Origin of the sequence: Methanomassiliicoccus sp. (assembly GCA_012719175.1) — an archaeon.
Taxonomy (GTDB): Archaea; Thermoplasmatota; Thermoplasmata; order Methanomassiliicoccales; family Methanomassiliicoccaceae; genus UBA6.
This window is the reverse complement of sequence record JAAYAX010000005.1, coordinates 42,136-66,733: the sequence shown is the minus strand read 5'-3', so window position 1 is coordinate 66,733 and position 24,598 is coordinate 42,136. Positions and strand designations below refer to the sequence as shown.

Genomic DNA, 24,598 nt, shown 5'->3' with positions numbered 1-24,598 from the left:
GAACGTACCAACGTTAGATGGTAAAACATTAAGTTTCCAATAACAGTATGGACGATGGGGAAAAGATTGAAGAAAGGTCTTTTTTTCGCAGGATGTGGGATCTCCATCATCGGGATCATCGGACTGGGCGTCATAGGTTTTTCGAACACTCCGGATGATGTCAGAGGGATGCTGATACTATTGTCCATGGCGTTATTGGCTGTTGGCATACTAATTGGTACATACGGTTTCACGTACGAGACCAAAGAAGAGAAGAAAGCTCGGATCGAGAGCTACAAGGAATGGAACTCCAAAGGCGTTCCATTAGCTTTCGAAAGAACAGGAAAAGAAAAAGATCTTCCAGCGAACCACGAAGATCAATTGAGCGGTTTCGAGATCCTGGATAAGAGATATGTGCTTGGAGAGATCACTAGGGAACAATATCTGCTCATGAAAGAAGACCTGAAGCACTAGACGTCACGAAGTCGGTGCTGAAGAGAGGTCGAAGAATGGTTGAGCTCACAAAAGAAGAGCATTTTCGAGGGGTCTCCTCTGCGTTGACCAATAACGTCATTTATCATCGTACCAGGTGGAGATGTTCTATTGAGCTATGACATGCCTCCTGGAAGGATACCGGCTCAGAAACCTTTGAACGATCGTCCATAACAGATATCCATGTGGCCTTAAGTAGCATCAAGGGAAGCCACAGCGGACAGAACACCAGAATGTGAATGCTCAGGTCACCACATTCTTATCTGGCCATGCCATTCTGCGACAGGTGGCGGTGCGGTCGGTCATCCCTGATATCTCTGGTATGGAACATCGGTTCCCCTCCACGAGATACCAGGGCTCGAAACAAAAGCTAGTAGGGTGGATCTGGGACTCCATAAAGGACCTGTCCTTCGATAGCTTTCTCGACGCCTTCAGCGGCACCGGATCAGTAGGTTACCATGTAAAACAGCATGGAAAAAGGATCGTATCTAATGACATTCTCAAGTTCAACCATCAGATCGCGCTTTCTCTGATCCAGAACGATGCCGTCACGCTGAGCGATGAAGACATAAGAATGGTCCTCACCAACGATCCCTCGATAGACTACCCCACTTTCGTTCAGGATACGTTCAAAGATATCTACTATACGGATGAGGAAAATGCCTTCCTGGACATGGCCCTAACGAACATTTCCTATCTCGATGATGAGATAAAAAGGGCTCTGGCCTATTCGGCATTGGGGCAAGCCTGTCTGGTCAAAAGGCCGTTCAATCTGTTCCATCGGAAGAACCTTTACGTCAGATTTGCCGAGGTCGATCGCTCCTTTGGTAACAAGACCACCTGGGATGGGGAGTTCGCTGGTTTTTTCTCAAGGTTCGCAGAGGAGTTCGATCAGGCCGTGTTCTCTAACGGCCGTGAGAACAAGGCGATGAACGAGGACGCCTTCGACCTCCTCGAATACACGGATCTGGTTTACATCGACACCCCCTACTTATCCGATGGGGGCGTAGGAGTGGACTATGCACAGTTCTATCATTTTCTCGAGGGGATGGTTGACTATGATAATTGGCGGTCGCGGATCGATATGGGTTCCAAGCACCGTAGGTTGATGGTAGGTAGAACGCCCTGGACAGATAGGAACGAGATCGGAGGGGCCTTTGATCAGCTGATAAGAAAGTTTAGTGATCGAATTATGGTCATATCCTACAGATCGCCGGGCATACCCAGTGAGAGGACGATCTGCGATATCGTGGGTCAGTACTGCAGTGTGGTCAAAGTTGTGAGGAAGGAGTACAAGTACGTGCTGAGCAAGAAGGTGGAGCGTAAGAACGGTGAGCTTTTGATCATCGGCTACACCTAGGATTTAAGATATGTTTCAGTCCCGATCTTACATCATCTTTCAATACACGATCTTTTTCTTCCGTATTCTTATCCCATCAACATGATTTATTCAATCTTTTTATATGATCGAGGTTTTCTACTGGTATGGACGTTGCGGTCGAGCTTATGGCCTGCATTAAAAATTTAGAATTCAAAATAAATAGTGTTTTATATACATGCAAAACCATTAGGTTATGGGATGCCACAGATAGAGACCACCGTTCACTTTGAGGAATCGGGGGAAGGGAGACTAATCGACAGGAGCAAGGCCATAGAATACCTGAACGCTCTTGCGACCATCGCGTATCTATGCGATGAGTACGAGAGGGCCTCGGCATTCTCAGAGGCCAAGAGAGTAATAGAGCGGATGAGCGGTACCGACTGATCCATTTATTATCACGCACATTTTCAACATGTCATAACCTTACGCTCACCTTGCAAGTAGGCATCATTCCTTCCTATGGCATGATCAGAAGGTTCGTAAGAATGGTGTTCTGACGCAGAGCCGATTTATCCAAGAACGGTACAAACCTGCTCATACGATACTCATCTGGGTAAAAAATATTAAATCTTAATTAGAATCATGCGATTTTATCTATCCCTCAAGGATGAGGCCGCATATCCATTGACAGCATCGGAACCATAGAAGAGAACGAGGGTATTTTGATAGAAGGAAGGGGGGGCGATGCTGGTATGAACGGCCCCAACTCCACTCACAACATCATGCAGTGACTGACTGTGTTATTATCAAGTAATGAAAATTTGAAAAATGAGTTTTTTCTTCATCCTCCCTAGGTACTCATCTAGTAGTTACGGGTTAGCCAGACCTCTTGGAAGGAGTTCTGTCAGCCATTAGTCACTTATCACTCATTGGTATTACCTAAGTTGATTTTCAGACGGTTAGTATTATGAATACAACTCATTATATTTTTTGATATGACTATTAATAATCGGACAGCCAGACCTGCCGTGATCGGGCTTGTGGCCCTCATGGTAGTGTGTGCCACATTCACGATCCTGTTTGTGACCTCTGACTCCGAGGCTTCTTTCGCCTCCTGGAACAAGGGTGATAAGTTCGCCTTGAAGGGCGAGAGGAATCTTGGACTCAACCTTGAGACCACAAACGGCATGCTGGTCTTCGCTGACGAGACATCCTGGTTGAGAGACGCCAAGCTGAACGACGCGAGAATGTCCGGCTATACCGGAACGGTCGCCATCTTCGAGGTGACCGAAGTAACCTCCGACGAGTACGTGGTCACAATGACCGTGGCCAGCAACATCTCTCTGGCGGCCAAACTGTCCCTTGATGGTAAGCTGGTCCAGCCCGGTCTCTATATAACAGACTGGGATGAAGGCTATTCCGAAAACCCTGATAATATCCTTAACATCAGCGAGGCGACGACCGCGGACGGTACCTTCGGTTTCGACACCAAGATTGCGGCGGCCTCCAACAGCACCTATGTCATCCACCTGGAGAAGAGCACCATGGCCATGAAATCCATTGACATGGAGATGACGGCCTACGCCAGGGGATACGTGAACATGGATAACTACGCCAACACAACCTATGACTATGATTGGATGAACGATATCGACACGATAAACATCACATCCTACGACTCGTTCGAAAGCCCCGTTACCTTGGACCTATCGATGTCAGGCAGTCTGGACTTCGAGCCCTATCTACCGGTCATCAAGGACAACCCCTCAACAGGAGACTTATGGGAGCAGACCTGCTACCTGAATGGGTCCTTCAGCTGGACCGGCGCCTTCAACGTTGCTGGACTTCCATCGAACATAACCGATATGATCTTCAGTGAGAATCTGGCGAAGTCGGGGATAACCGGATTCCCCGTCGACCTAGCGAAGATCTATAACCCTGGCGGTTCTGGAATCCCTGTGGACAATGGGACATTGGAGATAGATTCCGTGCCTGTTAATCCTGAGTTCAGCTGCCTAGGGCAAGCCACGATCGATGATCCCGTTTACGGGACGATCGATATCAACAAGTTCGGATTCAGGAACGCCTCCCTGGAGAACTATCTTCAGCTATGGTACTATCCGGAAAAGGGTTACCTTGCAGGCATAGAGTTCCACACTCCACCAGCCATGTATGAGATTTCTATGACCTTCGATATGAAGTCCATACCGGTGGGAGATGCTCAGCAGGTTGCAGACACCATCATCGGCCAGGTAACTGAGGAACAGACCTATGATCAGGTATCCCAGACCCTTTCTTCCGGCGAGGGTGGCATCCCCCAGATGCTCCTTATAGCCCTTGGGGTAGTGGCTGTGGCTGTGGTATGCGTTGCAGGCTTCTTGCTGTTGAGAAAGAAGAAACCTTAGGATTATGTCTAGTCCGAGTACCAACGTAGGCCTAACGGCCTCCCCTTCCCTCCTTTTTTATCCCATGGGCAGACGTCGCCGTTTTTAAGATCCGTTCCGAGTCCAAATTCTGATAAATAGTCCGTCAACGATGAGGGAGCATGCCACTCAATCCAGTCATAGAGATGAAGAGGGTCAACATCACCAAGGGTCGCGCCACCATCCTTCATGATGTGGATCTCATGATCGACAGTGGGGAGAGGGTAGTGATACTTGGGCCGAACGGCTCGGGAAAGTCCTCACTGATCAAGACGATGATCGGGGACAACCGATTCGACACATCGGTAGAAGGGGCCTCAGTAAGGATACGCGGCAAGGAGGAGTGGTCCTTGTTCGATGTCCGCCGTGCCTTCGGGACCGTCTCGGGCGACCTTCAGCACGAATTCTACCGTGACCTCACCGCACTTGAGGCGGTGATATCCGGATATTTCGGTTCTGTTGGGACCAACCGATCTCAGGAAGTTACTGAAGGCATGAGGGATGCGGCGGTCAGGTCCCTATCCTGCATAGGCATCTCTCATCTGGCGAGGAGAACGATGTCGACTCTCTCCACGGGCGAGGCCCGCAGAGTGCTAATAGCAAGAGCGTTGGTCAACGAGCCTGAAGCCCTGATATTGGACGAGCCGATGAGCTCTCTGGACCTGACTGGTAAGTGCAGTGTCCGGTCTTCCATGCGCATGCTTGCGCAGAGCGGCAAGACCATCATACTGGTCACCCACGATCCCTCTGATATCATCCCCGAGATCGAACGGGTCATAATGATGAGGGACGGCAGCATCTTCAAGGACGGGGGGATGGACCTTCTCAATGAGAATATTTTATCCTTTCTTTACGGCGTGAATGTCAGTCTAAGAAAAGACGATGATCGTTTCTTCGCCTGGTCGTAGTTGGGAACAGAACCTGAAATGTAAAAAATGATCTATTATCTGAATCAGCTCTTCGCGTCCAGGTGATCCGTTCACTTACTAGCAAGATTTATTCTTCCTAACCTTCACGCATCTCCTGCTCCTAATGAAGAACAGCTCGTCCTAATCGTGGTTAGAGTGCCACGCAGGAAGATGCAAAGATACATTCTCTCATCTAATAAATTTAAAACTGTTCAAAACAGAAAAATGTGAGGGAAAGAGTTTAAAGAAAAGGGTTTGGAGGGAACTAGGCTTAAGCTATGCGCTTAGAGCTCGTAGTTCTTGGGGTTGAAGGCCTGTACGTTCTTGTACTCCTTCAGCGCCCAGTCAACGAACTTGCCTTCCTCGTCCGGCAGGGAGTTCAGGTCGGTGAGGATCTTGTTCAGGGTGTCCTTCTCCTGCTTGCTGAGTTTCAGCTTGTTCTTGTCGTTGGACGCCTGAACGAGCTCCGCGGCCTTCAGACCGGCAGCCTTGGCCCTTAGGTAGTAGCTCTTGCCGTTGTCGACAATTGCCTGGCCGATCTGGTAGGCGTTGTCGAAGCAGATACAGAAGCCCTCTGGGCACCTGAACCTGTCAGAGGCGACATAGAGGTCCCTCAGGGTCTTGTCCTGCTTCAGCTGCTTGGCAGCGTTCATCAGGGCAGCTTCGTAGCCGATAACACCGAGCCAGCACTGGACAGAGGATCCACCGAACTCAGAGTGGTACTCAACGGACTCGTTGGACCACAGGTCGCAGGTGTGAGCCATCAGGTTACCCATCAGGTCAGCGTGCGCGTCCTGGGCACCCTTGCCTTCCTGGGCAGACGGGCGTCCGGATATGCACTTCAGAACGGGTCCCTCATAGCCGCAGTCCTTGTCAGGTCCAGTGGCGCCAGCCTCGATCGCGACCAGGGTTCTGGCGGAAGCGATCATACGGGTCACAGCGGAGAAGGTCCTGGGGATATCCTTGTCGAGGTAACCGCCGGCCATGAACATCGAGGTGTTCGCGCCTGCGCAGTTGGTGTCACCGCCGGGGACGATCTTGTTCTTCTTGGCGATGTCGACGATCTGGGGCCAGATCCACGCCATGTCGAGGGAGCCGAGGTAGCCGATACCGAACAGCCATCCGCGGATATCCTGCCTGACGACAGCGTAGTCAGCGACCTCCTTGCCTCCCATGGTCTCGCAAGACAGCACATCGGCGCCGTTCTCGGCAGCGACCTCGAAGGACTCAATGGTCTTCTCGGGGTACATGTGGGTCTTGTCCATGCCCTCCCTCAGGCCCATCTCAGCAAGCCTGGGGTCAGCGCAGGTGTGGCGGATAGCGCACGCGACGCCGTACTCCTCGTTGAACTTCTTCATGACCGCCTTCTGGCCAGCAACTACCGGCGCAGCGTACTTCTTGGGGTCGTTACCCATCTGGTGAATCCACTCGTTCTCCAGCTGGAGGGAGGGGAAACCGAGGGTGACGGCGCGGTTCATGATGTCGACGGTGATGTAGTCGACGTACTCCTTGGTCAGTCTCTCGGGGGTCTTCTCAGTTCCGGGCCTGGGAGCGAAGTTTATCTCAGGGGAGACAAACCCAGCGCCGACCTTGAGGCCAAGGCCGTAGGACAACGGGTACTTCGCGTCGCCGAACACGACTTCATCTGCGGAGCCGTACTCCATCTTTGTGAAATTCTTCAGTGCCATTTTTTTCACCTCGTTTAGATCTTCCCCGCGATGATGTCGTCCCACTTCTCCCTAAGCCTGTGCCAGCTCCAGCCGTCAACGATCTTTGCGGCGAGGTGCGGGCCATCCTTGGCAGCTACAGCGTAGACGCCCATGTCGAAGGACTCGACGAACTCTCTGTTCACAGCACCGCCGGCGCCGATGAACGGAAGGTGGACATCGTTCTCTGCCAACTTCGCGGTGATCCTGGGGAACGCGGACATGGTGGTGGTCATCAGAGCAGTGCCGGTCACAAAGTTCGGCTTGTTCTTCAGGACGCTGTCAACAACGGTGTCGACCAGAACATCCCTGCCAAGGTCGATGACCTTGTAGCCGTTGGACTTCAGAAGGACAGCGGCGATGTTCTTGCCAATGTCGTGGGGGTCACCCTCAGCGGCGTGCATGACGGCGGTTCCCTTGGTCTTCTTCTCAGTGGACATCGCTCCCTCGGCGAGCTTCATTCCCTTGTCGAAGGCGTCAGCTGCGACCATGACATGGGGCAGGTAGTAGATACCGCGGCCATAAAGCTCAGAAACAACATCCATTCCCTTCAGCAGGCCATCCTGAATAACCATCTCTGGGGCGTTGGACTTAAGGGCGGCCTTTACATCATCCTCGATGAGCTTGCCCTTCAAGTTCATAACATCCTCAGCGACCTTCTTCAGAGCAGGGTCCTTCGGAAGGATCCTTGCAGCGATGGTCTCTGGCTTCTCCGAAGACTCCATCTTGATGTCATAACGAGTCAAGATCTTGTCTGCATTTACTGCGTCGAAGTCTAGCATTTTCCCTTTCTCCTCTTGTCTGACAGTCCGGACTCTAACTCAGATTCCGAACCGCTCAATTCCTAAATTCGAAAAGAGTATATAAACAGTAGTCGAGATTTTTACTTTTATAGAGAGCAAAATTATATTGAACAAAAAATAAAAGTAGTACATCTGCTAAACTGCAACAATGTTTCCCCGAAAGCATCTGGCTCAAGATGCCTTCTAAGGACTATAAGGATACTATGCTCGCACTCTATTACTCTAGTTACCGCGTAACAATATAAAGGTGATGCCCGGTTGTAAGAATTGATTCTATGATTGTAGAATATAAGGAAAATAGTTAAGAAATTATATATAAAAAAATGTTGGCTCTTCATACAAATTGTTGCATTGGCCAGTAGTATTACATTATGTGAAAGAATCCGATGTCTCCATAACGTGTAGGCTGAAGTTTATATTTATAGGCATTCTTTCCTTGGAAACTGAATATTTTCCCTACATTAAATGCAATAATCTCTTTTCATCCGTATTACCGAACCTATGAATGCAGTCATCAGTGGCCAGACATCTTCGGAAATCGAATTCCAATTTTCGATTGTTAATATCTTGATACTATTATCAATAGAAATATCATCCTTAAACCTTTGACCCATTATTGGGAAATAAATGGTATCCAGGGTCCGTGTGGATATGTCCATATGCGCTCACAAGGCGCTGATTGATGCCGAGATTCAAGAGGATGGCACTGTGAACGTAAGGATCCGCTCTACTTGCCGCGAAGTCCGTAAGTTTGGCAAGTTGATCAAACCCTTACACAGGGAAGAGTATGTCTCCCTAAGGGATTCAGGGATCATGGAACTAGCCCATGAATCCAATCTGACCCCTACCTGTCTTGTACCAGCGGGCGTTTTCAATGCTGTGTGGATGGAAGCTGGACTGATATCTAAGAGATATGCTCAGAAAGCAAAGAGCATATGTGTGGTTTTCGAGGAGTGACGAGATAGTTGCTAATTCCTTGAATGCATTCATTGTTTAAGTACCTATTGGATGTATAATCCAACTCATCCTTAATGGATGCAACACATTTTAAATCCAGGCACCAGATCGCTCGTCGACGCCTTCTTCGAGATCACTAAGGTTGGTGTGGGAAAAAACGGTGAATTATACTGTTACCCTAACCGGATCGATGACCCCCATTATGATGGACGGTCAATGGAAACACCGTGAGAGCATACAATATATCTATATAAATGATGGAAAAGAAGAGCAGCCCGATGGCTGCCAAGGTGTTTATTCGGTGGTCTCCCCGTCGAAATGCTCCTCATGGACCTCGGCATCCGCCTTCGTCCCATGCACGGTCTTGTCCTTATGCTCCGCGGGTGAGTAGATAGTGTAGAGCTTCAGCTTCTCATTACCAGTGTTGACGACATTATGCATAGCACCTGCAGGAACAACCACGGCTGAGCCATCCTTTACTTTGTATACGTTATCGTTAATGATGACCTCGCCCTCACCCTCCTCGAAACGGAAGAACTGATCCCTGTCGTCATGGACCTCCATGCCGATCTCGTCGCCCTTCTTAAGGGTCATGAGCACAACCTGGCTATATTCACCAGTATACAGAACCTTGCGGAAGCACTTATTCTCCTTGGTAGCATCTTCAATATCGATGCAGAAGCCTTTCTTCTCACTTTTGTTCATGCGAATATAATGTGACGTTCTATACCTCAATATTTCGCCTGTCCTAAGAGGGAGAATTATCAATATGGCCTCCAAGAAGATTTCTCGTTGGTATGCCTTTTGCACATCTGGGACCATAATCATTTTGATGTCCCTTCCCTTACTGCCTGCCAATCAGTGGGAGTTCCATGCAGGTCGTCATCGTGGGAGCGGGAAATGTCGGCTACACCTTAGCACGTACGATGTCAAGGAAGTACACCGTGATGATGGTGGAACAGGATGAAAAGAGATATAGAAGGATACTGGACAGCCTGGACATTGGGGCGGTGAACGCCAACGGAGGTAGTCCAGCGGTCCTTAAGGACCTTCTAACAGAGAAGACAGGACTGTTCCTGGCGGTCACAGAGAAGGATGAGTTCAACATCTTCGCATGCCAGGTTGCCAAGAAGCTCCGCCCGGAGGTTGGCACGATCGCCCGAGTGAGGAATCCGGAGTATATGGTAGGCGATATTCAATGGGAATCCTTTGGTGTGGACCGTACCTTCTCTCCCGAGCGCCTCACTGCGAGTAAGATGAAGAAATTGGCGATGGTGGAGGACCTCATCGATTACGAGAGAGTTCCCGGCTTTGGTCTGGCGGTTGCAGTGTTCAGAGTAACGGACAGGCACGATGCGGGACTGTTCAAACCCCTGAAGTTCATGGAGATGCCTCCAGGTAGCAGCATCCTGGTCATTCATCGTAGGGGCGAGCTCTTACTACCCAGCAGAACAGAGAACCTTCAAGTAGGTGACGATGTCACAATCCTGGGACCGCCTGGGGCCATAAAGGAGTTCAATGCCTTGCTGGGAAAGGTGCACGACCCTCATGACTTTGTGGTGGTGGGGGGCGACATCGTCGCCGAACAGCTTCTGGATATACTGAAGGACACCAAATGCTCCATCAAGCTCATAGAGAAGGATGAGGCCCGCTGCAAGTGGTTGTCACGCAAGTTCAGTAATGCTGTCATCATCAATGACAATGGCACCGATCCCTCTGTGCTCAGGGATGAGAACGTGAACATGGCCGATGCCCTGATCTGCACCACCGACAATGAGGAGGAGAACCTTCTCTCATGCTTAATCGGTAAGCATCTGGGCGTTACCAAGACCATCACCAAGTTCTCCCGTCGGGACTACGAGATGGTCTTTGATATGAGCGGGGTGGACGCGGCCATAGGCACATACCACGTGGTAGCCAACGAGCTGGTGAGGCAGACCGTCCCCGACCTGGAGGTGCTGGTCCTCATGGCAGGGTTCGATGAAGCGCTCATCGGAGTGCCGATAGCTGAAAAGTGCATCTACATGGGGTGTCCGGTCTCAGAGCTGCAGCTTCCTGATCGCTCCGTCCTGGGTATGGTGATCCGGAACGAGAGGCCTATTCCCCCCACCTCAGATCTTATTCTGAGCGGGGGGGACCTTCTTTTGATCTATGCATCTCGCAGGGACGTGCCGGAGCTGGAGCACATGTTCAAAACAAAGATACCATTGGGCCCTTGAGGACAGAACACCATGAATCTGGACCGCTGGCGCAGAGCTTGGAGGAACGGCATCAGGACCATCTCGAAGAGACTCGGCATCAATCGCTATTCTCTGCTCCAGAGAGTAAGGAGGAAGGGCGCGGCCATACCTCACATCTTCGGCCTCCTCATGCTGTACATCGCCATTGCCATGCTGTTCCCTCTCCTCACCTCAATTTTCTATGGAGAGGATATCCGCATTTGGATCTATCCCATAATGCTCTCGACCATACTAGGCGGCATGCTGGTCCTACGATATCGGTCCCCCGATATGACCAGACCAACGCAGGCCTTGTTCGCTGTTTCCACCGGCTGGTTCGTGATCGTTGTGCTCGGGGCTGTGCCCTTCATCCTAGCCGGGATGTCCCCCGTGGACGCCGTGTTCGAGATGATGAGCGGGTTCACCACCACCGGGTCGACCATTATGACCGACATCGAGTCCTGGTCGAGGAGCCTGCTCTTCTGGAGAAGCTTCAGCCAGTGGCTTGGTGGGGCGGGTATCATCATGATATTCGTGACCATCCTCCCCATGCTGGGGGTCGGAGGCCGGTCCTTGTTCAAGAACGAGTTTCCCGGTCTTAACGTCCAAAACTTCTCGCTACGTATCAGGGAGGAGTCCAGGAAGTTCCACTACATCTACATAGGCTTCTCCGGACTGCAGCTTGGTCTGTTGATGCTGACAGGCATCGGTGTCTACGATTCCTTTTTGGTCATGTTCTCCACCATGTCCAGCGGAGGCCTGTCCCCTCACTCCACGAGCATCGCCTTCTACAACAACTCGTTGGTGGAGTGGAACGTGATCGTGTTCATGTTCTTGACATCGGTCAACTTCTACCTGCATTATCACACCTTAGCCAACCGCCGGCTGAGAAGCTATTGGGAAAGCTCGGAGTTCAGGAGCTATATCATCATAATCGCCGTGGCAACGCTCGCCATTATCGCCATGTTATGGGGAGGCGACATCAATGATCTGGAACGAACGGTCCGTACCTCGCTCTTCCAGGTAGTGTCCATCTCCTCCTCCACGGGGTTCAGCACAGCGGATTTCGCTGCCTGGGAGAGCGGCGCGATACTTGTATTGTTGATCATCATGATCATCGGAGGGAGCACCGGTTCGAGCGCTGGAGGCTTAAAAGTGGCCAGGATAATCCTGGCCCGCAAGTTCGTCTATGCCAGCTTATATAAGATGGTCCACCCCCGGGCCTTGTTCCATACCCGTTTCGACGGCCGGCCCCTGGGAGAGGATGCTCTCACCTCCCTGATGGCCGTGATCATCTGCTACATCATGACCGCGATCTTCACGACCGCGGCCCTCACCTTCATGGGCGTCGATCCTATCACCTCGTTCAGCGGGGCGCTGGCGACCCTATCGAACTGTGGGCCAGGGATCGGTGCGTTCGGTCCCACGGAGAGCTTCGCATACCTTCCGGATGCAGGCAAGATCATCCTCACGTTTACGATGTGGGCAGGGAGGTTGGAGTTCCTGACGGTTCTGGTCGTTCTCATGCCGGTCTTCTGGAAGGAGCTTCTGAGATACCATGAGTGAGGCGGCCAAGTAGTGCGGTAGCATGCCTCCGCTCAGACAGAATAGAAAACGTGTGGACCGTTGATAAATATAGATCGAACAGGGATAGAAAGCAAAGTCTAACGGTCATCATGGGTCGTACACTGCGATAAAAGCCCTTCCAGCAATGCATCAATTGACCTAGGGACGGGGCACGGTCCCGGGACTAATCCCTCTTGAACACTCTTCTCATTATGTCCTTGTCCTCATCGTCGATGGCCTTGAGGAGGAAAAGAAGGGCGACGTAGACCAGGAAGCCCAATCCCACTGCCAGGAACAGGTTTAGATCGGGCAGGAGCAACAGCACGACGGCCATGCCGATACCAGCGAGCGTCGGTCTGCCGATGATCTTGATGATATTCAGCTTGACCACCCGGGTGTAGACGAAGTAATACTGTATGGCGTTAGTTACCAGCGTCGCCAGGGTGAACGCGAGGGCGGCACCTACCGGACCTAGCAATGGTATGGACACGATGCACACTACAAAGTTCAGGGCGGCCCCCGCAGATGAGGAGATGGTGCTGAGGTGCATCATCTTCGCAGCAGCCAGGAGGCTGCCCTGACCGGTGCCGAAGTACGAAATGGCGAGAACGGGAAGCAGGACCTGCAGGACGATGACCGAGCCCGCGCGGTCCACATACAGCAAGCCCATGATGTCGTCCGCCAGGATCATGCCTCCCAGGGTGAGCGGCAGCCCCATGCTGTACATGTATTTCATCAGCTTTTGTTGCGCCAACCCGGTCATCTCCGGGGAGGAGCTGTACAGACGGGCTATGACCGGGAGGAGCGCCTGCTTGAAGACAGTAGGGACGTTGATGAGGGCCGCCACGAGGTTGAACGCGATATAGAACAGCGTATTGGCCAGCTCCCCTGCCTCCCGACCGTTCATGCCCCAGATGATGGACAGAAGGAGAAAACCGTTCAGAGCATAGAACGTGCTCACCAAGCCCACATTGATGGCGAAGGGGGCGGCCTCTTTCAGTTCCTGCTTTGCCAGCTTGAAGTTCACGCCCCTCGATGGCTTAACGATGAACTTGCTGCATACCGCATAGGATAGGAAGACGTAGAGCACGCTCCCGCTGAGGACGACCATCACCACTGTTTCCAATCCGAAGCCGGTCAGCACCAGCACGATGGCCAGGGACACGGTGAAGGCCCGCTCCACCAAGGAGGTCATCAGAACGTAGTACATCCTCTCGTAAGCTGTGAACATGGCCGAGAAGGTCTGGGCGATCCAGCTGAGGGCCGTGGACAGAGCGATGACCATGTACGCAAGGGCTACCTTGGATGGCATTTCCTGCAGCAGCACCAAGGCCAAGGTCATGAGGATGGCGAGCCCGCCCATCACCCCTCGCAGGAGGAGGATGGTGTTGAGCTTCTGGGGGGCAATTGACTTGTTGGGGGCGACATCGACCACGAGTTTGAGGCCCAGTCCGAGATCGGCTATCAGGAAGAGAACGTTGGCAACGGAGAACGCGGAGGTGTAGGTGTTGTAGTCCTCCATCAGATATGCGTTCAGGATTATCGATAATATCAATGTGGAGACCTGGCTGATCAACTGCACCAATGCCATGGCCAAGGAGTTCTTGGCCACACCTCTTACCAGGCCCGTTGGATCACCGTCACGCCGCCGCGACGGGCTCAAAGTAATGACGTTTTAAATATATTCTCATCTGAGGTTGGTCCTCGTCGAGTCTGGACCATGAGCATTGATCTTCCGCACCGTCGCAACAGGATCGTCCGACGAGAGTACCTGGTCCTCATCGACCTTCATCTTAAGAAGGTCGTTCGTCAGCTTGGCGAGCTTGGACCCATAGCCATATCGCACGAATAAGGGGACAGGGTCGTTGAGGTCGAAGTAGGCGTTGACGTCCACTTGTAAGCAGGACCTTATCCACTGGAACGTGGTTATCTCACCTCGTCGTCGGAGACGCCAGAAGGAATCGATGTCATTGAGGCTGTCCCACCACCGGACCCCATCAGGGTAGTCTCCCGATCTCGGTAGATATGGCCTCCCGGTGAGATGGCAGTATTGGTATAGTACGAGAGGCCTCCCCGCCTTCGCCTGCAGGGCATTGGTCTGCCCGGTGCGTGCGTTCATCTCCACCATCTTCCACTCCCCGTCCTTCTGGTCCTTCTTGAACTCCACATAACCGATGCCTCGGTAGCCGATGCCTTTCATGTACCTGAGGCCGAGCTCGGTAACCTCGGGCTGATGAGCACTCTCTACCAGGGAGCCGACGCCAAAGCTCGGTGGATATTGCCGTAACTTATGCCAGCAGAAGGTCGGGGATTCTTTGCCATTCTCATCGAAGAACGCCCCCACGCTGTAGAGGTCCTTCCCAGGCGGCCAGATTATGGACTGGACCATCACCTCATGCCCCGAGGCGAAAACGGTGGCCATCCTCTCTCGTAACTCTGCAGTGGTGGTTACGATGAACCCCTTGTTGGCAAAGGTGGTGCACCATCTGTGGGAGTACAACGGCTTTATGAAGGCAGGGTAGCTGACGGTGCTTTCCACCTCTTCCAGGTCGGCCGGCCCAACGGGAAAGTGCGTCACCGGGACGGGTATGCCCAATCGTATGGCCTCATCATGCTGGAGACGCTTGTTGATCATGGCCTCCCGGACCTTCTCCGGTGGGGTGAGGAAGATGAATTGCTCAGAAAGGGCCTTCTCGTTCTTGGAGAGGAAAAGGACCGCAGCATCGGACGCGGGGAAGATGAGCCCCTTCTCATCCTGTCCCTCCCCTGCCCGTAGGAGTGCCTGAAGGAGCGCCTCAGGATCATCCTTGATGTCTTTGACGACCAATTTCCTCACGAACTTGGAGGCGAAACCTGGAGCGTCGGGCCGGCTGTCGATGCCTACAACTGGAACGCCCTCGCGGCCCAGGGTCCGGGCGACGGCGAGCCCATTAGCGCCCATGTTGATGACATAGGCTGTCGGCAGGTGGTCCTCGGTGATGGTCTGGCACTCCTCGCGTGGATACCACCTTCTCCACTTTTTATACCCTGCGACCAGGGAATCAATGGCCGAGGAATAACGACCGTTCCCGCATTGATATCTGCAAAATGCTTATTCATGCACAGCCCCTCACTCTCCCGATGCCTCCAGGACGTATCCCCGAAGAGCAGCTGGCCCGCCAATGCAGATGGCTTGGAGATTCATGGATATGGTTGCTGAGGACCATTGTGCTCCCAGGCATGTCGATGGGCACAGGGAGGCCTACAGCGCTGGACGTTGGTTGCGGTCCCGGTCTGGTGATGGAATTGCTGTCCCCTTATCTGGATGTGCAAGGCGTGGACATCGATGCTGAGGCCGTATACGCCTGCAGGTCCAGGGACCAGAAGGCGGTGCAGGCAAGGGCCGAGGATCTGCCTTTCGATGATGCCTCGTTCGATATCGTGTACTGCTCGTACCTTCTTCTCTGGGTCGAGGATGCGGCGGCGGCAGTGAGGGAGATGGCCAGGGTGGCAAGGACATGGGTCCTGTGCTTTGCAGAGCCTGATTACTGCGGTCGCATAAGCTACCCGCCTGAGGTCTCGGTGATCGACGATGCTATGGTCAGGGGGCTGAGGGGGCAAGGTGCGGATCCGGAAATGGGGCGGAAGATACCGGGCATCATCTCCCAGTGCGGCCTGGTTCCCGCCACGGGAACGTTCTCGGGCATGCGGATGGCGGGATGGACGAAGGAGGAGGCGGACCGAGAGTGGGAGGAGATCGTCCACATGACATCAGGCATCTTGGGGCAGGACAAGATGGCCGTGGTGAGGCGGGCGTGGGACCAAGCGGTGACGGAGGGGACGCTCGTTCAGCATAATCCGGTGTTCTATGCCCTATCCAAGAAGGAGCGCTGACGGTCAGGAGGGCCCGTGGTCCCAGCATGCCAGGCTACCCATCTTCCGGGCGAGAGGGCAACCTCCGCCGCAGGTGTCCAGTAGGGCGCAGTCCGTGCACTTCTCCTCCACGTACCTCCTGCCCCTGATCTCCTTGCACAGATCATGGTTCCAGATGTACTCCCAAGGGTCCTGCAGTATGTTGCCCAGGGGACAGTAGTAGCTCTGGCATGGAAGGACCGTACCATCCGGCTCTACCGCCATATTGATGGAGCAGGCCGTGCACTGCTTTATGCCCAAGCCGAGGTTGATGGGGTTAAGCTCACAGTACGGCGTGGGGGTGTACCACACCATACGCACCCCGGCCTCCTCGGCCAGCAGGTTGAGCTTTGTGAGAATGTCCTGTAGGACTGGATAGGCCACGCCCTCGGTCTCCTTTCCCTTGCCGGAGCGGATGATGCTGTTGAAAGCGATGTTCTTCACGCCCAGGGAGATCAGGAACCTCATTGTGTCCAGGACATCATCCTTGTTCGAAGCCATGATGGTGGTGTTCGTGCTGACATACAGGTCCTCCTTCAACGCTGCTCTCAGGCCCTCGATCGTCTCCTTCCAGGCCCCCAGGGCTCCCGATAGACGGTCGTGCACATCCTCACGGTGGGATATGACCGTGATCTGGACATGGTCCAGGCCCTTGCCCACCAGGTCCTTGAGGTATCCCGGGGTACTGAGCTTACGGCCGTTCGTGACGAGGCCGGTCACCTGTCCATAGCTCTCAGAGCGGGCTATCAGCCGGTCCAAGTAAGGTATGAGCGTTGGCTCTCCCCCAGTGAACACCACGTGGGGAATGCCGAGCTGCCATGTCCGGGCGATGACCTTCATCCACCTGTCCTCATCAAGCTCTTTCAGATCCCGAGGCTCGTTGTAGCAGTGGGCGCAGACGTTCTGGCAGTGGTAGGTGAGGGCCAGGTCCATGCGGTAGGGGGCGGGGAAGTCGTCCGCGCCTATGGTAGGTCGTTCCGTGCCGATTATCTCCAGAATATCGGTCTCACCGTTCATGAAGCGCACCAGTTGATCGGAGATGCGGGAGTAGTGCTCCGAGGCGGTGGAACGGTCCAGACCCTGGTAGCGGTGGCTCATGTAGCGGAACATGTCCTCCTCGGTCCGGCCCTCCAGGAGGCACCTCACGTAATCCAGCGCCGTACCGTTCAGCTCCACCAGCTGCGAGGCGTCGATAATCAGGATCCCCCTCTGCTTGGAGTCCACCCTCAGGTGGAACCGGTGATGTGCAAGTGTTCCCATGCCATCATAACGGAAGACGCCCTGATGGAGCCCCCGACCCATGAGCTCAGACCAGCGTTGGGAGAGTCTCATCAGCGGCCACCTCCGGCACAGGCGCAGGCGCAGGCACAGGCGCAGGCACAACTGTGGCCCCCGCCCCCGCCACGGTACCCGCTGCTGGACGCTGAAGTGATGGGGATGGGGTTGGTGCGTGAAACCACCTGCCCAGTTAGCCCCCTCATGTCATTGACGACGTTCTTGCCCGCGTCTCTAACCTTGTCCACATAGTCCTGGGCCAGGTTCTTTCCCGAGGAAAGACCTGCGAGTGGGTACCCGTTGACCGTACGTCCGGTCGTAGGGATATTTACTGGGAGTGGGAAGACCGTCCTCCTCATCCTCCCTTCATAGTTCTTGTCGAGCATCATCCACTCATTGCTCTGCTGCAGCACCGAGGCGAACTCCTCCGGCGTCTGGGCATCGGTCACCTGCTTCCACGCCTGGTCAACGATGGAGCTGTAGTATGTCTTGGTGACATTGATATCGAATCCTTCCAGCTTCTTCGTGGTCATTTTAATGAGTCCTACGAGGCAGTCCCTTAGGGCGTTGCGGGCCACCTTTCCATCCTTTCCGATGGCCTTCAAATAATCCGTTTCGTACGTATGCTCTCCCGCTTCGGCGAGCTTTTGCAGCTGCATGGGGTAGCTCTCGTCGACCACCCTGACCATCTTCTTCCTGAGCAGCCCAAACAGGATCATGGTGGCGACGTTCTCCAGGGGACGCTCAAGAACGACCGCGGCCTCCACGGCGGTGAGGTCCCGGCGGGGTCCCGCCCCCACTACGCTCAGTTTGGGCTCGAAATAGTCCATGCGGCGCTTGGAAGCCCCACGGAGGGCTGCGACGAAGATGGATATGAACATGGCCACGAAAATGATGGGGAACAGAAGGGCGAAGAGAATGCCCAGGTCCTCAAAGAGGTCTCCACCGCCCCCATTGAGGTCAGGATTGGTGGAGGGGTCGAAGTACACAGCCACATGACGTGTGGGGAATCCCGCCCCCACATCGTAGGCCCCCACGGACTGGGAGCTGGGATCTACCTCAGTGGCCTCCCAGGTGGCCACCATCCTCCCTATCTCATTATCCATGAACAGGCCGTCGAATGGCTGGTTGGTCAACCATGTCACCTCCGATGCCTCGGTCAGACTCTCGGGCAGGATGACCGAGGCGTTCAGGAGGCCGGTGTTCCCGTTCTGGTATTCAGGGTTGAACCACGTGGGAGTGAACTTGACCCCTGCCTGTCCTTCTTGATCAGGGTTGGAGTAGATCATGTGGGGATTGTTGATATGGAATAATAGCGTGAACGAGCCTCCGCCCTGGATGGCGCTGATGGTGCTCGGCAAGAGGTCCACTGCCACTCCAATATCTATCCACGGGGAGGTGTAAGGCGTGCGGGTCCCCTGCTCCGTTCCATCGACGATCACCTTGGCGGTCGCCGTGGACAGGTCGTACAGTGAATTGGGCATGCCGATGTCCACTCCGTCCAGATAACCGACATCGGTGAAATGAAAGAGGTAATCGATGTCCACGCTGCCGTCCTGCAGCAACGTGACGTTCACTCTCTCCTCCGCCAAGGAGAAGGAGTAGTCCGCTGCCGACGCCTGGCCCACAGGATCGGCGAACGAAACGACGGATGCTGCCAGGGCGAGGGTGAAGATGACGGCCAAGACCGCTCGCGGGAGAGGGTACGGCCGATGACCTACCATTTGGGGGCCTCCTCCATGGCGTATACGCTGCCGCAGTAAGGACACTTCACCACAATGCCTCCTTTGACGATGCTGAGGTCCTTGTCTGAGAGCGGTGCACCGCACGAGCGGCAGGTCATCTGTTTCTGCTCCAGTGAACCTGAACCGCTCATCTGAACGTTGAATGTCTGGTTGATGAGCTTGGGCTGGGCCGCCTCTATCTTGTCGCTCCGATACACGAAGAAGAGGAGCGCCCCCGCCATCACCAGCATGATAGCCCCGGTGATCAGATTGATGGTGCCCCAGGCGATGATGAATATGCCGCCCAACAGTATGAGGAATATGGCCACAAATATCAGCACGCCGCTCAGTATCTTGTTCATGCAAGCTCCTGGATATGAGAAACATATATCCTGATAATAAAGGGATGCTGAACCTGGTTGACTATCTCGGTCTCAGACCGGTAAGCCTCTCGCTCACTTCCCACAGCATCCTGGCCTCCTCAATATCACTCGATATGGGGGCAGGCCTTCTCGACCTCGAGCTGATAAAGCACTGACCGGTCAATCCCACGACCTCAGGTGAGGCCGCTAGATGGATGATTGTTTTAACTCCCGACCTCCGGCTCAGCTCAAAGGGGCGCACGGCCACCATGTCCAGACGCGTCATCCCTCCGGCCTCGATCCCAAACCTTGTTCGCCTCGTCCTGTGTTCAACAAAATTGGCGGTCACTCCTGTCCCCCGCAAACGATGGGCAAGCTCGTAGGTGAAGAGGATGTTCGCGAGCTTAGCCTGACCGCATGCTAGGGACGGCGAGTACCCTCTATCCAGCATCAGATCGTTCAGTTTTAGGGGGCCCGCTGGATAGGGCGTTGAGGAGACAGTGATTATTCTGGAAGGAGCAGAGAACAAAAGGTCGGTCATCAAAAGATTGGTCAGAAGGAAAGGGGCGAGATGGTCTAGGGCAAAGGTGCGTTCGTACCCGTCCACGGTCACTTCCCGCTCCCGAGCCACTACGCCCACGTTGTTGATGAGGACGTCGATGCGACGTTCCTCGATCATTATTTCCGATACTGATCTCCTCACCTCCGCCATCGAGGAGAGGTCTGCCAGAAGGGTCCTGAGAACAGTATGGGGGGCTTCCCGGATTATCACCTTGGCAACGGATGACAGTCGTCCCCTGTCCCCGCCTACAAGGACCAGTGTAGCTCCCATCTTGGCCAGCCCTACGGCCGTCGCTTTGCCCAGTTCTGTGGTGGCCCCCGTGATGAGCGCGACCTTGTCACTTATGAACATGCTTACCGCCCTCATGACCACAACCCGAAGTGATCGAGCATATCACTGAAATGATGTTCCTCAACAACTAGATGGCGACTGGTTCATGACGAAGATGATATGTCGACATGTAAGGTTCATCCCAGTACATTCATCCAGAATGAGCGGTTCTGCACTTGGTGCTTCAACTAAGAGGTCCTCAAGTCAGGAACTTTTCTCAATCCTGCCAAAATGTAACTTCAGGCCCACTAGGCATAAGTTCAGGGCCAGGGCGATGGCGTTCCATATAACTATGGGGAGGTCATCGGTCAGAAGACCGTAGAGCAGCCATAGGAACATCCCCACGCTTAGAAGCGTGGGCATGAGGAGAGATACCTCGCCCATCTTCCTCTCGCGCAAGCTCTTGATTATCTGAGGCACGAAACCGACCGTGGTCATTAGGCCTGCCATCAGCCCGAGCATGAGCCAAGTTTCCATTAAAAAAGGTGAATGTAACCCATGTCTATGTACTTTCCAGGTTCCCTCCTACAATTCGTACGGAGGACATGATGATCCTGCATCCGAATGAGGGGATTGCTTAATGTATGGATAGCACATCTTTTCACCGGCGATCCTATGGCGGTCCGGAAGATCATAAGAATCGATGAGAGCAAATGCAATGGTTGTGGTAAGTGCGTGGACGCTTGCGCTGAGGGAGCAATCGAGATCAGGGACGGCAAGGCCAGGATCGTCAAGGACATGTTCTGTGACGGCTTCGGAGCCTGCTTGGGCGAGTGTCCCCAGGGTGCACTGACCATCGAGGAAAGAGAGGCTGACCCCTTCGATGAGGAAGCGGCTAAAAGGCATGTGGAAGATAGCCGCGCTCCCGCCTCATGCGGCTGTCCTTCGGCAGTTCCTATGCTCCTGCGTCCTCAAGGAGTTGCATCAACACCGACCGAGGGTGGGTCGGAGCTGGGCAACTGGCCTATTCAGATGAACCTGGTATCTCCCAACGCTCCTTACTTCAGAGGGGCCCGCCTGCTGCTTGCTGGGGACTGTACAGCATTCGCCTTCGCCTCCATGCATCCCAGCTTCATTCGGGGGCGCACCACGGTCATAGGATGTCCAAAGCTTGACGATAACCGCGAGTATGTGGAGAAATTGAGTGCTATCCTCAGCGCCAACGACATCAAGGATATCACCATCTTGCACATGGAGGTGTCTTGCTGTGGGCAGCTTCGTCGCCTGGTGAAAGAGGCGATGACGAAGGCGGGGAGCAATGCGGATATCTCCAGTTACACCATTGGCCGGACCGGGGCGCTGGTCAAGGATTGATGAAAAATAGCCAATAGCCAGCATTAGTTGGATGTATAATCCAACTACTTTTTTCACCTAATAAACCATATATAGGCCGACCCGCCTCGACGATGTCAATTGGATGTATAGTCCAATAGGCTTTGAGGTCTATGAAGGCGGCCACGCTTTGGAATCCAGGCAATATGTCGGTGGGTGAGGTGAAGGAGCCCCAATGCCCACCTGGAGGAGCGGTCCTGAGGGTGACCGCCTGCGCCGTCTGCCCCACAGACATCAAGATGGCCCGAGTGGGCCAAAGGGATCTGTCATATCCTCGCATACTCGGCCACGAGGTGGTGGGGGTTGTGGAGCAGGTCAGCGGAACGGGGCCCCTGTCGATCGGGGACACCGTCCAGGTCTGGCCCGGCGTGGCCTGCGGCCAGTGCCCCTCATGCATAAAGGGGCTGGACAACATGTGCGCACACCAGGGCATCATCGGCTTCAACCACGATGGTGGCTTCGCCGAACTCATGGCCGTTCCCGCTCCCACGGTGGCCGGGGGAGGGGTCAACATCCTGCCCTCTGGTGCGGACCCGGTGCTCGCGACATTAACCGAACCACTGGCCTGCTGTGTGCATGGTCAGAACGCCGCGTCCGTGTCCACCAGCGACCGCGTGGTGATCTTCGGAGCCGGCCCCATGGGCTTGATGCACGCAGCGTTGGCACGCAGGAAGGGGGCACGGGTCCTGGCCGTAGAGCCAGACCCGGAACGCAGGGAGCTGGCCGTCCACATGGGGGCAGACGCTGGGATCGATCCCACATCTGGAGCGCTGTCCACATCGGTGAACGAATGGACGAACGGCCAGGGGGCCGACGTGGCCATACTGGCCACCCCCAAGGTCAAGGTGGACGACGACCTGTTGAGGCTCATGGCACCTCGGGGACGGGTCTGTGTCTTCTCCGGACTGCCCAAGAACGATCCCCGAACGGACGTGGATATAAATCAGCTGCACTACCGGGAACTTCTCCTGGTGGGGGCCTACGGATGCACCAGTGCAAGCGATACCGAGGCCTTCGGCATCATAGCCCGCGGGGAGGTGGACCTGCAATCCCTGATATCGCAACGCTTGCCTCTGTCCTCGATCGAGGAGGCTTTCAGGGCCATAGAGGGCCGCAGGGCGTTAAAGTGCGTTATTGATGATCTTGAAAGGTGACATTATGGAAGAGAGGCTTAGGACATTCGGCGCTAACGTGAACCATCTCATCGGAGGCGGGGACCTGACCCGTGCTCAGGCGAAGGAGATGTTCCGCCAGATACTGTTGAACGAGCAACCCGACCTACAGCAGGGCGCGTACCTCGCGGCCATCACTGCCAAGGGGGCCACCCCCCAGGAGATCGCAGCAAGCTGGGAGGCCATCTATGAGATCGATACCATCAAGGTCACGCCCAATGTCAACGCCCCTTTGGTCGATAACTGCGGGACGGGCATGGACACTCTCAAGACCTTCAACATCTCCACCGCTGCCTCCATCATTGCCGCCACTGATGGCGTGGTCATGGCCAAGCATGGGGCCAGGGCCATAACCTCCCGGTGCGGGACCGTGGACATCGTGGAGACGCTGGGCGTAGATGTGGAGTGCGATGTATCCATCGTCAAGAGGAGCATCGAGAAGGCTAGCATAGGCATCTTCAACGGCATGTCGCCCAAGGTCCACCCGACAGCTCTGGGAAGGATCCTCTCTCAAATAAGATTCGGCACCATCCTTAACATCGCCGGCTCCCTGGCCAATCCCGCCCTTCCTCGCTACGGGGTCAGGGGAGTGTACTCGGAGAGCATGATCAAGCCCACTCTGGAAACGATGAAGGAGATGGGATATCATCAGGCCATCGTATTCCATGGCCTCAACGCATCGGGGAGCAAGGGCATGGATGAGATGTCCACCCTCGGACCCACCAAGGTCATGGAACTCCGCAAGGACGGTTCCATACTGACCTACACCGTCGATGCCCAGGAGATGGGGATCAAGCCCGGTGTAGAGAAGGACCTCCTGACGACAGGGAACCGGGAGCAGGAGGCCGTCCAAATAATGAGGCTGCTCAGCGGCGAGGAGAACGGCTCCCGCCAGGACATCGTGTGTCTTAACACCGCGCCAATATTCTACATGATGGGGAAGGCGTCATCCATCGAGGACGGGGTGGAGAGAGCGCGGTCGATACTCGACAGCGGTGCGGCCATTAAGAAGTTGCAGGAATGGATCAGGGTACAGAACTCCGATCCCTCCCTGGGCGAGGGGAGGTTCAATGACCTCGTCGCCCGGGCTGACATACTGGCCTGAACATCAGATGGCCTGACGCTCCTCGTCCTTCTTTCGAATCCGGGGAGCTTTCTTAGCTTTCTTAGAGCTGTGGACATCCTCTTCCTCATCCGAGGACAGGACGACCGAAGAAAGCTGTGCCTGGCCATCGAACTCTACGACCGGCACCTTGGCCGCCTTGTACAGCCTCTGGATGAACTCCTTCATAAACTCCAGCTCCTCCAGCGTGACCTCTGGCGGCAATTGCAGGCGGAACATGTGGACCTCTCGGATGGTATCGAAATAATACCGGATATCGGCCTGGCCGAGGAGCTCACGGAAGCGCGGAGCATCCTTCCTCCGCTGCGATAGTGATGTCAACCGTTCCACCCACACCGCATCGGCATTGAGCAGTATGGTCTCTACCCCGAGTACTTTCCACATGCTCGTCCGGTAGCTCATTTCCCTAGATAAATGCTAGGAAAGATTATGGGAGGGGACATCGCAAGGTCG

Annotated in this window: 22 protein-coding genes and 1 pseudogene; 12 read left to right on the top strand and 11 right to left on the bottom strand. The window is 54.4% G+C overall.

What is annotated here, in order from left to right; genetic code table 11:
- The first annotated feature begins 66 nt into the window (after nucleotides 1-66).
- From GXX95_03920 to GXX95_03900, 5 genes are all read left to right on the top strand, one after another.
- A complete protein-coding gene (locus GXX95_03920) occupies nucleotides 67-453 on the top strand; it encodes a hypothetical protein (GenBank protein NLT37292.1) in 387 nt (128 codons plus the stop codon).
- Nucleotides 454-793: 340 nt separating this feature from the next.
- Nucleotides 794-1,831, top strand: a complete 1,038-nt coding sequence (locus tag GXX95_03915) for a DNA methyltransferase (GenBank protein NLT37291.1) — start codon at nucleotides 794-796, stop codon at nucleotides 1,829-1,831.
- Nucleotides 1,832-2,050: 219 nt separating this feature from the next.
- A complete protein-coding gene (locus GXX95_03910) occupies nucleotides 2,051-2,236 on the top strand; it encodes a hypothetical protein (GenBank protein ID NLT37290.1) in 186 nt (61 codons plus the stop codon).
- 584 nt (nucleotides 2,237-2,820) lie between these two features.
- Nucleotides 2,821-4,197 carry a hypothetical protein gene (locus tag GXX95_03905; protein NLT37289.1) on the top strand — a complete coding sequence of 459 codons (1,377 nt, stop codon included), beginning with the start codon at nucleotides 2,821-2,823 and terminating at the stop codon, nucleotides 4,195-4,197.
- A 140-nt stretch (nucleotides 4,198-4,337) separates the two neighbouring features.
- A complete protein-coding gene (locus tag GXX95_03900) occupies nucleotides 4,338-5,123 on the top strand; it encodes an ATP-binding cassette domain-containing protein (protein ID NLT37288.1) in 786 nt (261 codons plus the stop codon).
- A gap of 284 nt (nucleotides 5,124-5,407) precedes the next feature.
- Here GXX95_03900 and GXX95_03895 read toward each other — a convergent pair whose 3' ends face one another.
- Entirely contained in the window at nucleotides 5,408-6,811 is a 1,404-nt protein-coding gene (locus GXX95_03895; protein ID NLT37287.1) for a methanol--corrinoid methyltransferase, read from the bottom strand.
- A 14-nt stretch (nucleotides 6,812-6,825) separates the two neighbouring features.
- Nucleotides 6,826-7,611, bottom strand: coding sequence for a methanol--corrinoid methyltransferase (locus tag GXX95_03890; GenBank protein NLT37286.1), 786 nt, complete (start codon nucleotides 7,609-7,611; stop codon nucleotides 6,826-6,828).
- A 648-nt stretch (nucleotides 7,612-8,259) separates the two neighbouring features.
- Here GXX95_03890 and GXX95_03885 point away from each other — a divergent pair.
- On the top strand, nucleotides 8,260-8,589 hold the full coding sequence (locus GXX95_03885) for a hypothetical protein (GenBank protein NLT37285.1): 330 nt from the start codon (nucleotides 8,260-8,262) through the stop codon (nucleotides 8,587-8,589).
- Nucleotides 8,590-8,883: 294 nt separating this feature from the next.
- On the opposite strand, the gene GXX95_03880 is transcribed toward GXX95_03885, so the two are convergent.
- On the bottom strand, nucleotides 8,884-9,294 hold the full coding sequence (locus GXX95_03880; GenBank protein NLT37284.1) for a cupin domain-containing protein: 411 nt from the start codon (nucleotides 9,292-9,294) through the stop codon (nucleotides 8,884-8,886).
- A 167-nt stretch (nucleotides 9,295-9,461) separates the two neighbouring features.
- Between GXX95_03880 and trkA the strand changes: the two genes are divergently transcribed.
- Nucleotides 9,462-10,808: a Trk system potassium transporter TrkA gene (gene trkA / locus GXX95_03875; protein NLT37283.1), complete on the top strand. Its 1,347-nt coding sequence runs from the start codon at nucleotides 9,462-9,464 to the stop codon at nucleotides 10,806-10,808.
- Nucleotides 10,809-10,820: 12 nt separating this feature from the next.
- A complete protein-coding gene (locus tag GXX95_03870) occupies nucleotides 10,821-12,374 on the top strand; it encodes a TrkH family potassium uptake protein (protein NLT37282.1) in 1,554 nt (517 codons plus the stop codon).
- 184 nt (nucleotides 12,375-12,558) lie between these two features.
- On the opposite strand, the gene GXX95_03865 is transcribed toward GXX95_03870, so the two are convergent.
- Together GXX95_03865 and GXX95_03860 are read right to left on the bottom strand one after the other, a co-directional pair.
- Nucleotides 12,559-13,986, bottom strand: a complete 1,428-nt coding sequence (locus GXX95_03865) for a flippase (protein NLT37281.1) — start codon at nucleotides 13,984-13,986, stop codon at nucleotides 12,559-12,561.
- A gap of 75 nt (nucleotides 13,987-14,061) precedes the next feature.
- A complete protein-coding gene (locus tag GXX95_03860; GenBank protein NLT37280.1) occupies nucleotides 14,062-15,315 on the bottom strand; it encodes a hypothetical protein in 1,254 nt (417 codons plus the stop codon).
- A gap of 266 nt (nucleotides 15,316-15,581) precedes the next feature.
- Here GXX95_03860 and GXX95_03855 point away from each other — a divergent pair, with 266 nt between their 5' ends.
- A complete protein-coding gene (locus GXX95_03855; protein ID NLT37279.1) occupies nucleotides 15,582-16,247 on the top strand; it encodes a class I SAM-dependent methyltransferase in 666 nt (221 codons plus the stop codon).
- Between the two features lie 3 nt (nucleotides 16,248-16,250).
- Here GXX95_03855 and GXX95_03850 read toward each other — a convergent pair whose 3' ends face one another.
- The 5 genes and pseudogenes from GXX95_03850 to GXX95_03830 form a co-directional block, all read right to left on the bottom strand.
- Entirely contained in the window at nucleotides 16,251-17,597 is a 1,347-nt protein-coding gene (locus GXX95_03850) for a radical SAM protein (GenBank protein NLT37278.1), read from the bottom strand.
- A pseudogene (locus tag GXX95_03845) lies at nucleotides 17,597-17,671 on the bottom strand (streptolysin S family bacteriocin). Before GXX95_03845 ends, GXX95_03850 begins: the two are co-directional and overlap by 1 nt.
- A gap of 1,586 nt (nucleotides 17,672-19,257) precedes the next feature.
- Entirely contained in the window at nucleotides 19,258-19,626 is a 369-nt protein-coding gene (locus GXX95_03840) for a hypothetical protein (protein ID NLT37277.1), read from the bottom strand.
- 61 nt (nucleotides 19,627-19,687) lie between these two features.
- The gene (locus tag GXX95_03835) at nucleotides 19,688-20,539 is read right to left on the bottom strand and encodes an SDR family NAD(P)-dependent oxidoreductase (GenBank protein NLT37276.1); all 852 of its coding nucleotides are present in this window, start codon (nucleotides 20,537-20,539) and stop codon (nucleotides 19,688-19,690) included.
- 183 nt (nucleotides 20,540-20,722) lie between these two features.
- Entirely contained in the window at nucleotides 20,723-20,968 is a 246-nt protein-coding gene (locus GXX95_03830) for a SemiSWEET transporter (GenBank protein ID NLT37275.1), read from the bottom strand.
- A gap of 165 nt (nucleotides 20,969-21,133) precedes the next feature.
- Here GXX95_03830 and GXX95_03825 point away from each other — a divergent pair, with 165 nt between their 5' ends.
- From GXX95_03825 to trpD, 3 genes are all read left to right on the top strand, one after another.
- Complete coding sequence (locus tag GXX95_03825; GenBank protein NLT37274.1) at nucleotides 21,134-21,832, top strand: 4Fe-4S binding protein; 699 nt, start codon at nucleotides 21,134-21,136, stop codon at nucleotides 21,830-21,832.
- Nucleotides 21,833-21,996: 164 nt separating this feature from the next.
- Nucleotides 21,997-23,004, top strand: coding sequence for an alcohol dehydrogenase catalytic domain-containing protein (locus GXX95_03820; protein NLT37273.1), 1,008 nt, complete (start codon nucleotides 21,997-21,999; stop codon nucleotides 23,002-23,004).
- A 4-nt stretch (nucleotides 23,005-23,008) separates the two neighbouring features.
- Nucleotides 23,009-24,127: an anthranilate phosphoribosyltransferase gene (gene trpD, locus GXX95_03815; protein ID NLT37272.1), complete on the top strand. Its 1,119-nt coding sequence runs from the start codon at nucleotides 23,009-23,011 to the stop codon at nucleotides 24,125-24,127.
- Nucleotides 24,128-24,130: 3 nt separating this feature from the next.
- Here the strand turns inward: trpD and GXX95_03810 are convergent, their stop codons facing one another.
- Nucleotides 24,131-24,529: a hypothetical protein gene (locus tag GXX95_03810; GenBank protein NLT37271.1), complete on the bottom strand. Its 399-nt coding sequence runs from the start codon at nucleotides 24,527-24,529 to the stop codon at nucleotides 24,131-24,133.
- Nucleotides 24,530-24,598: the final 69 nt, after the last annotated feature.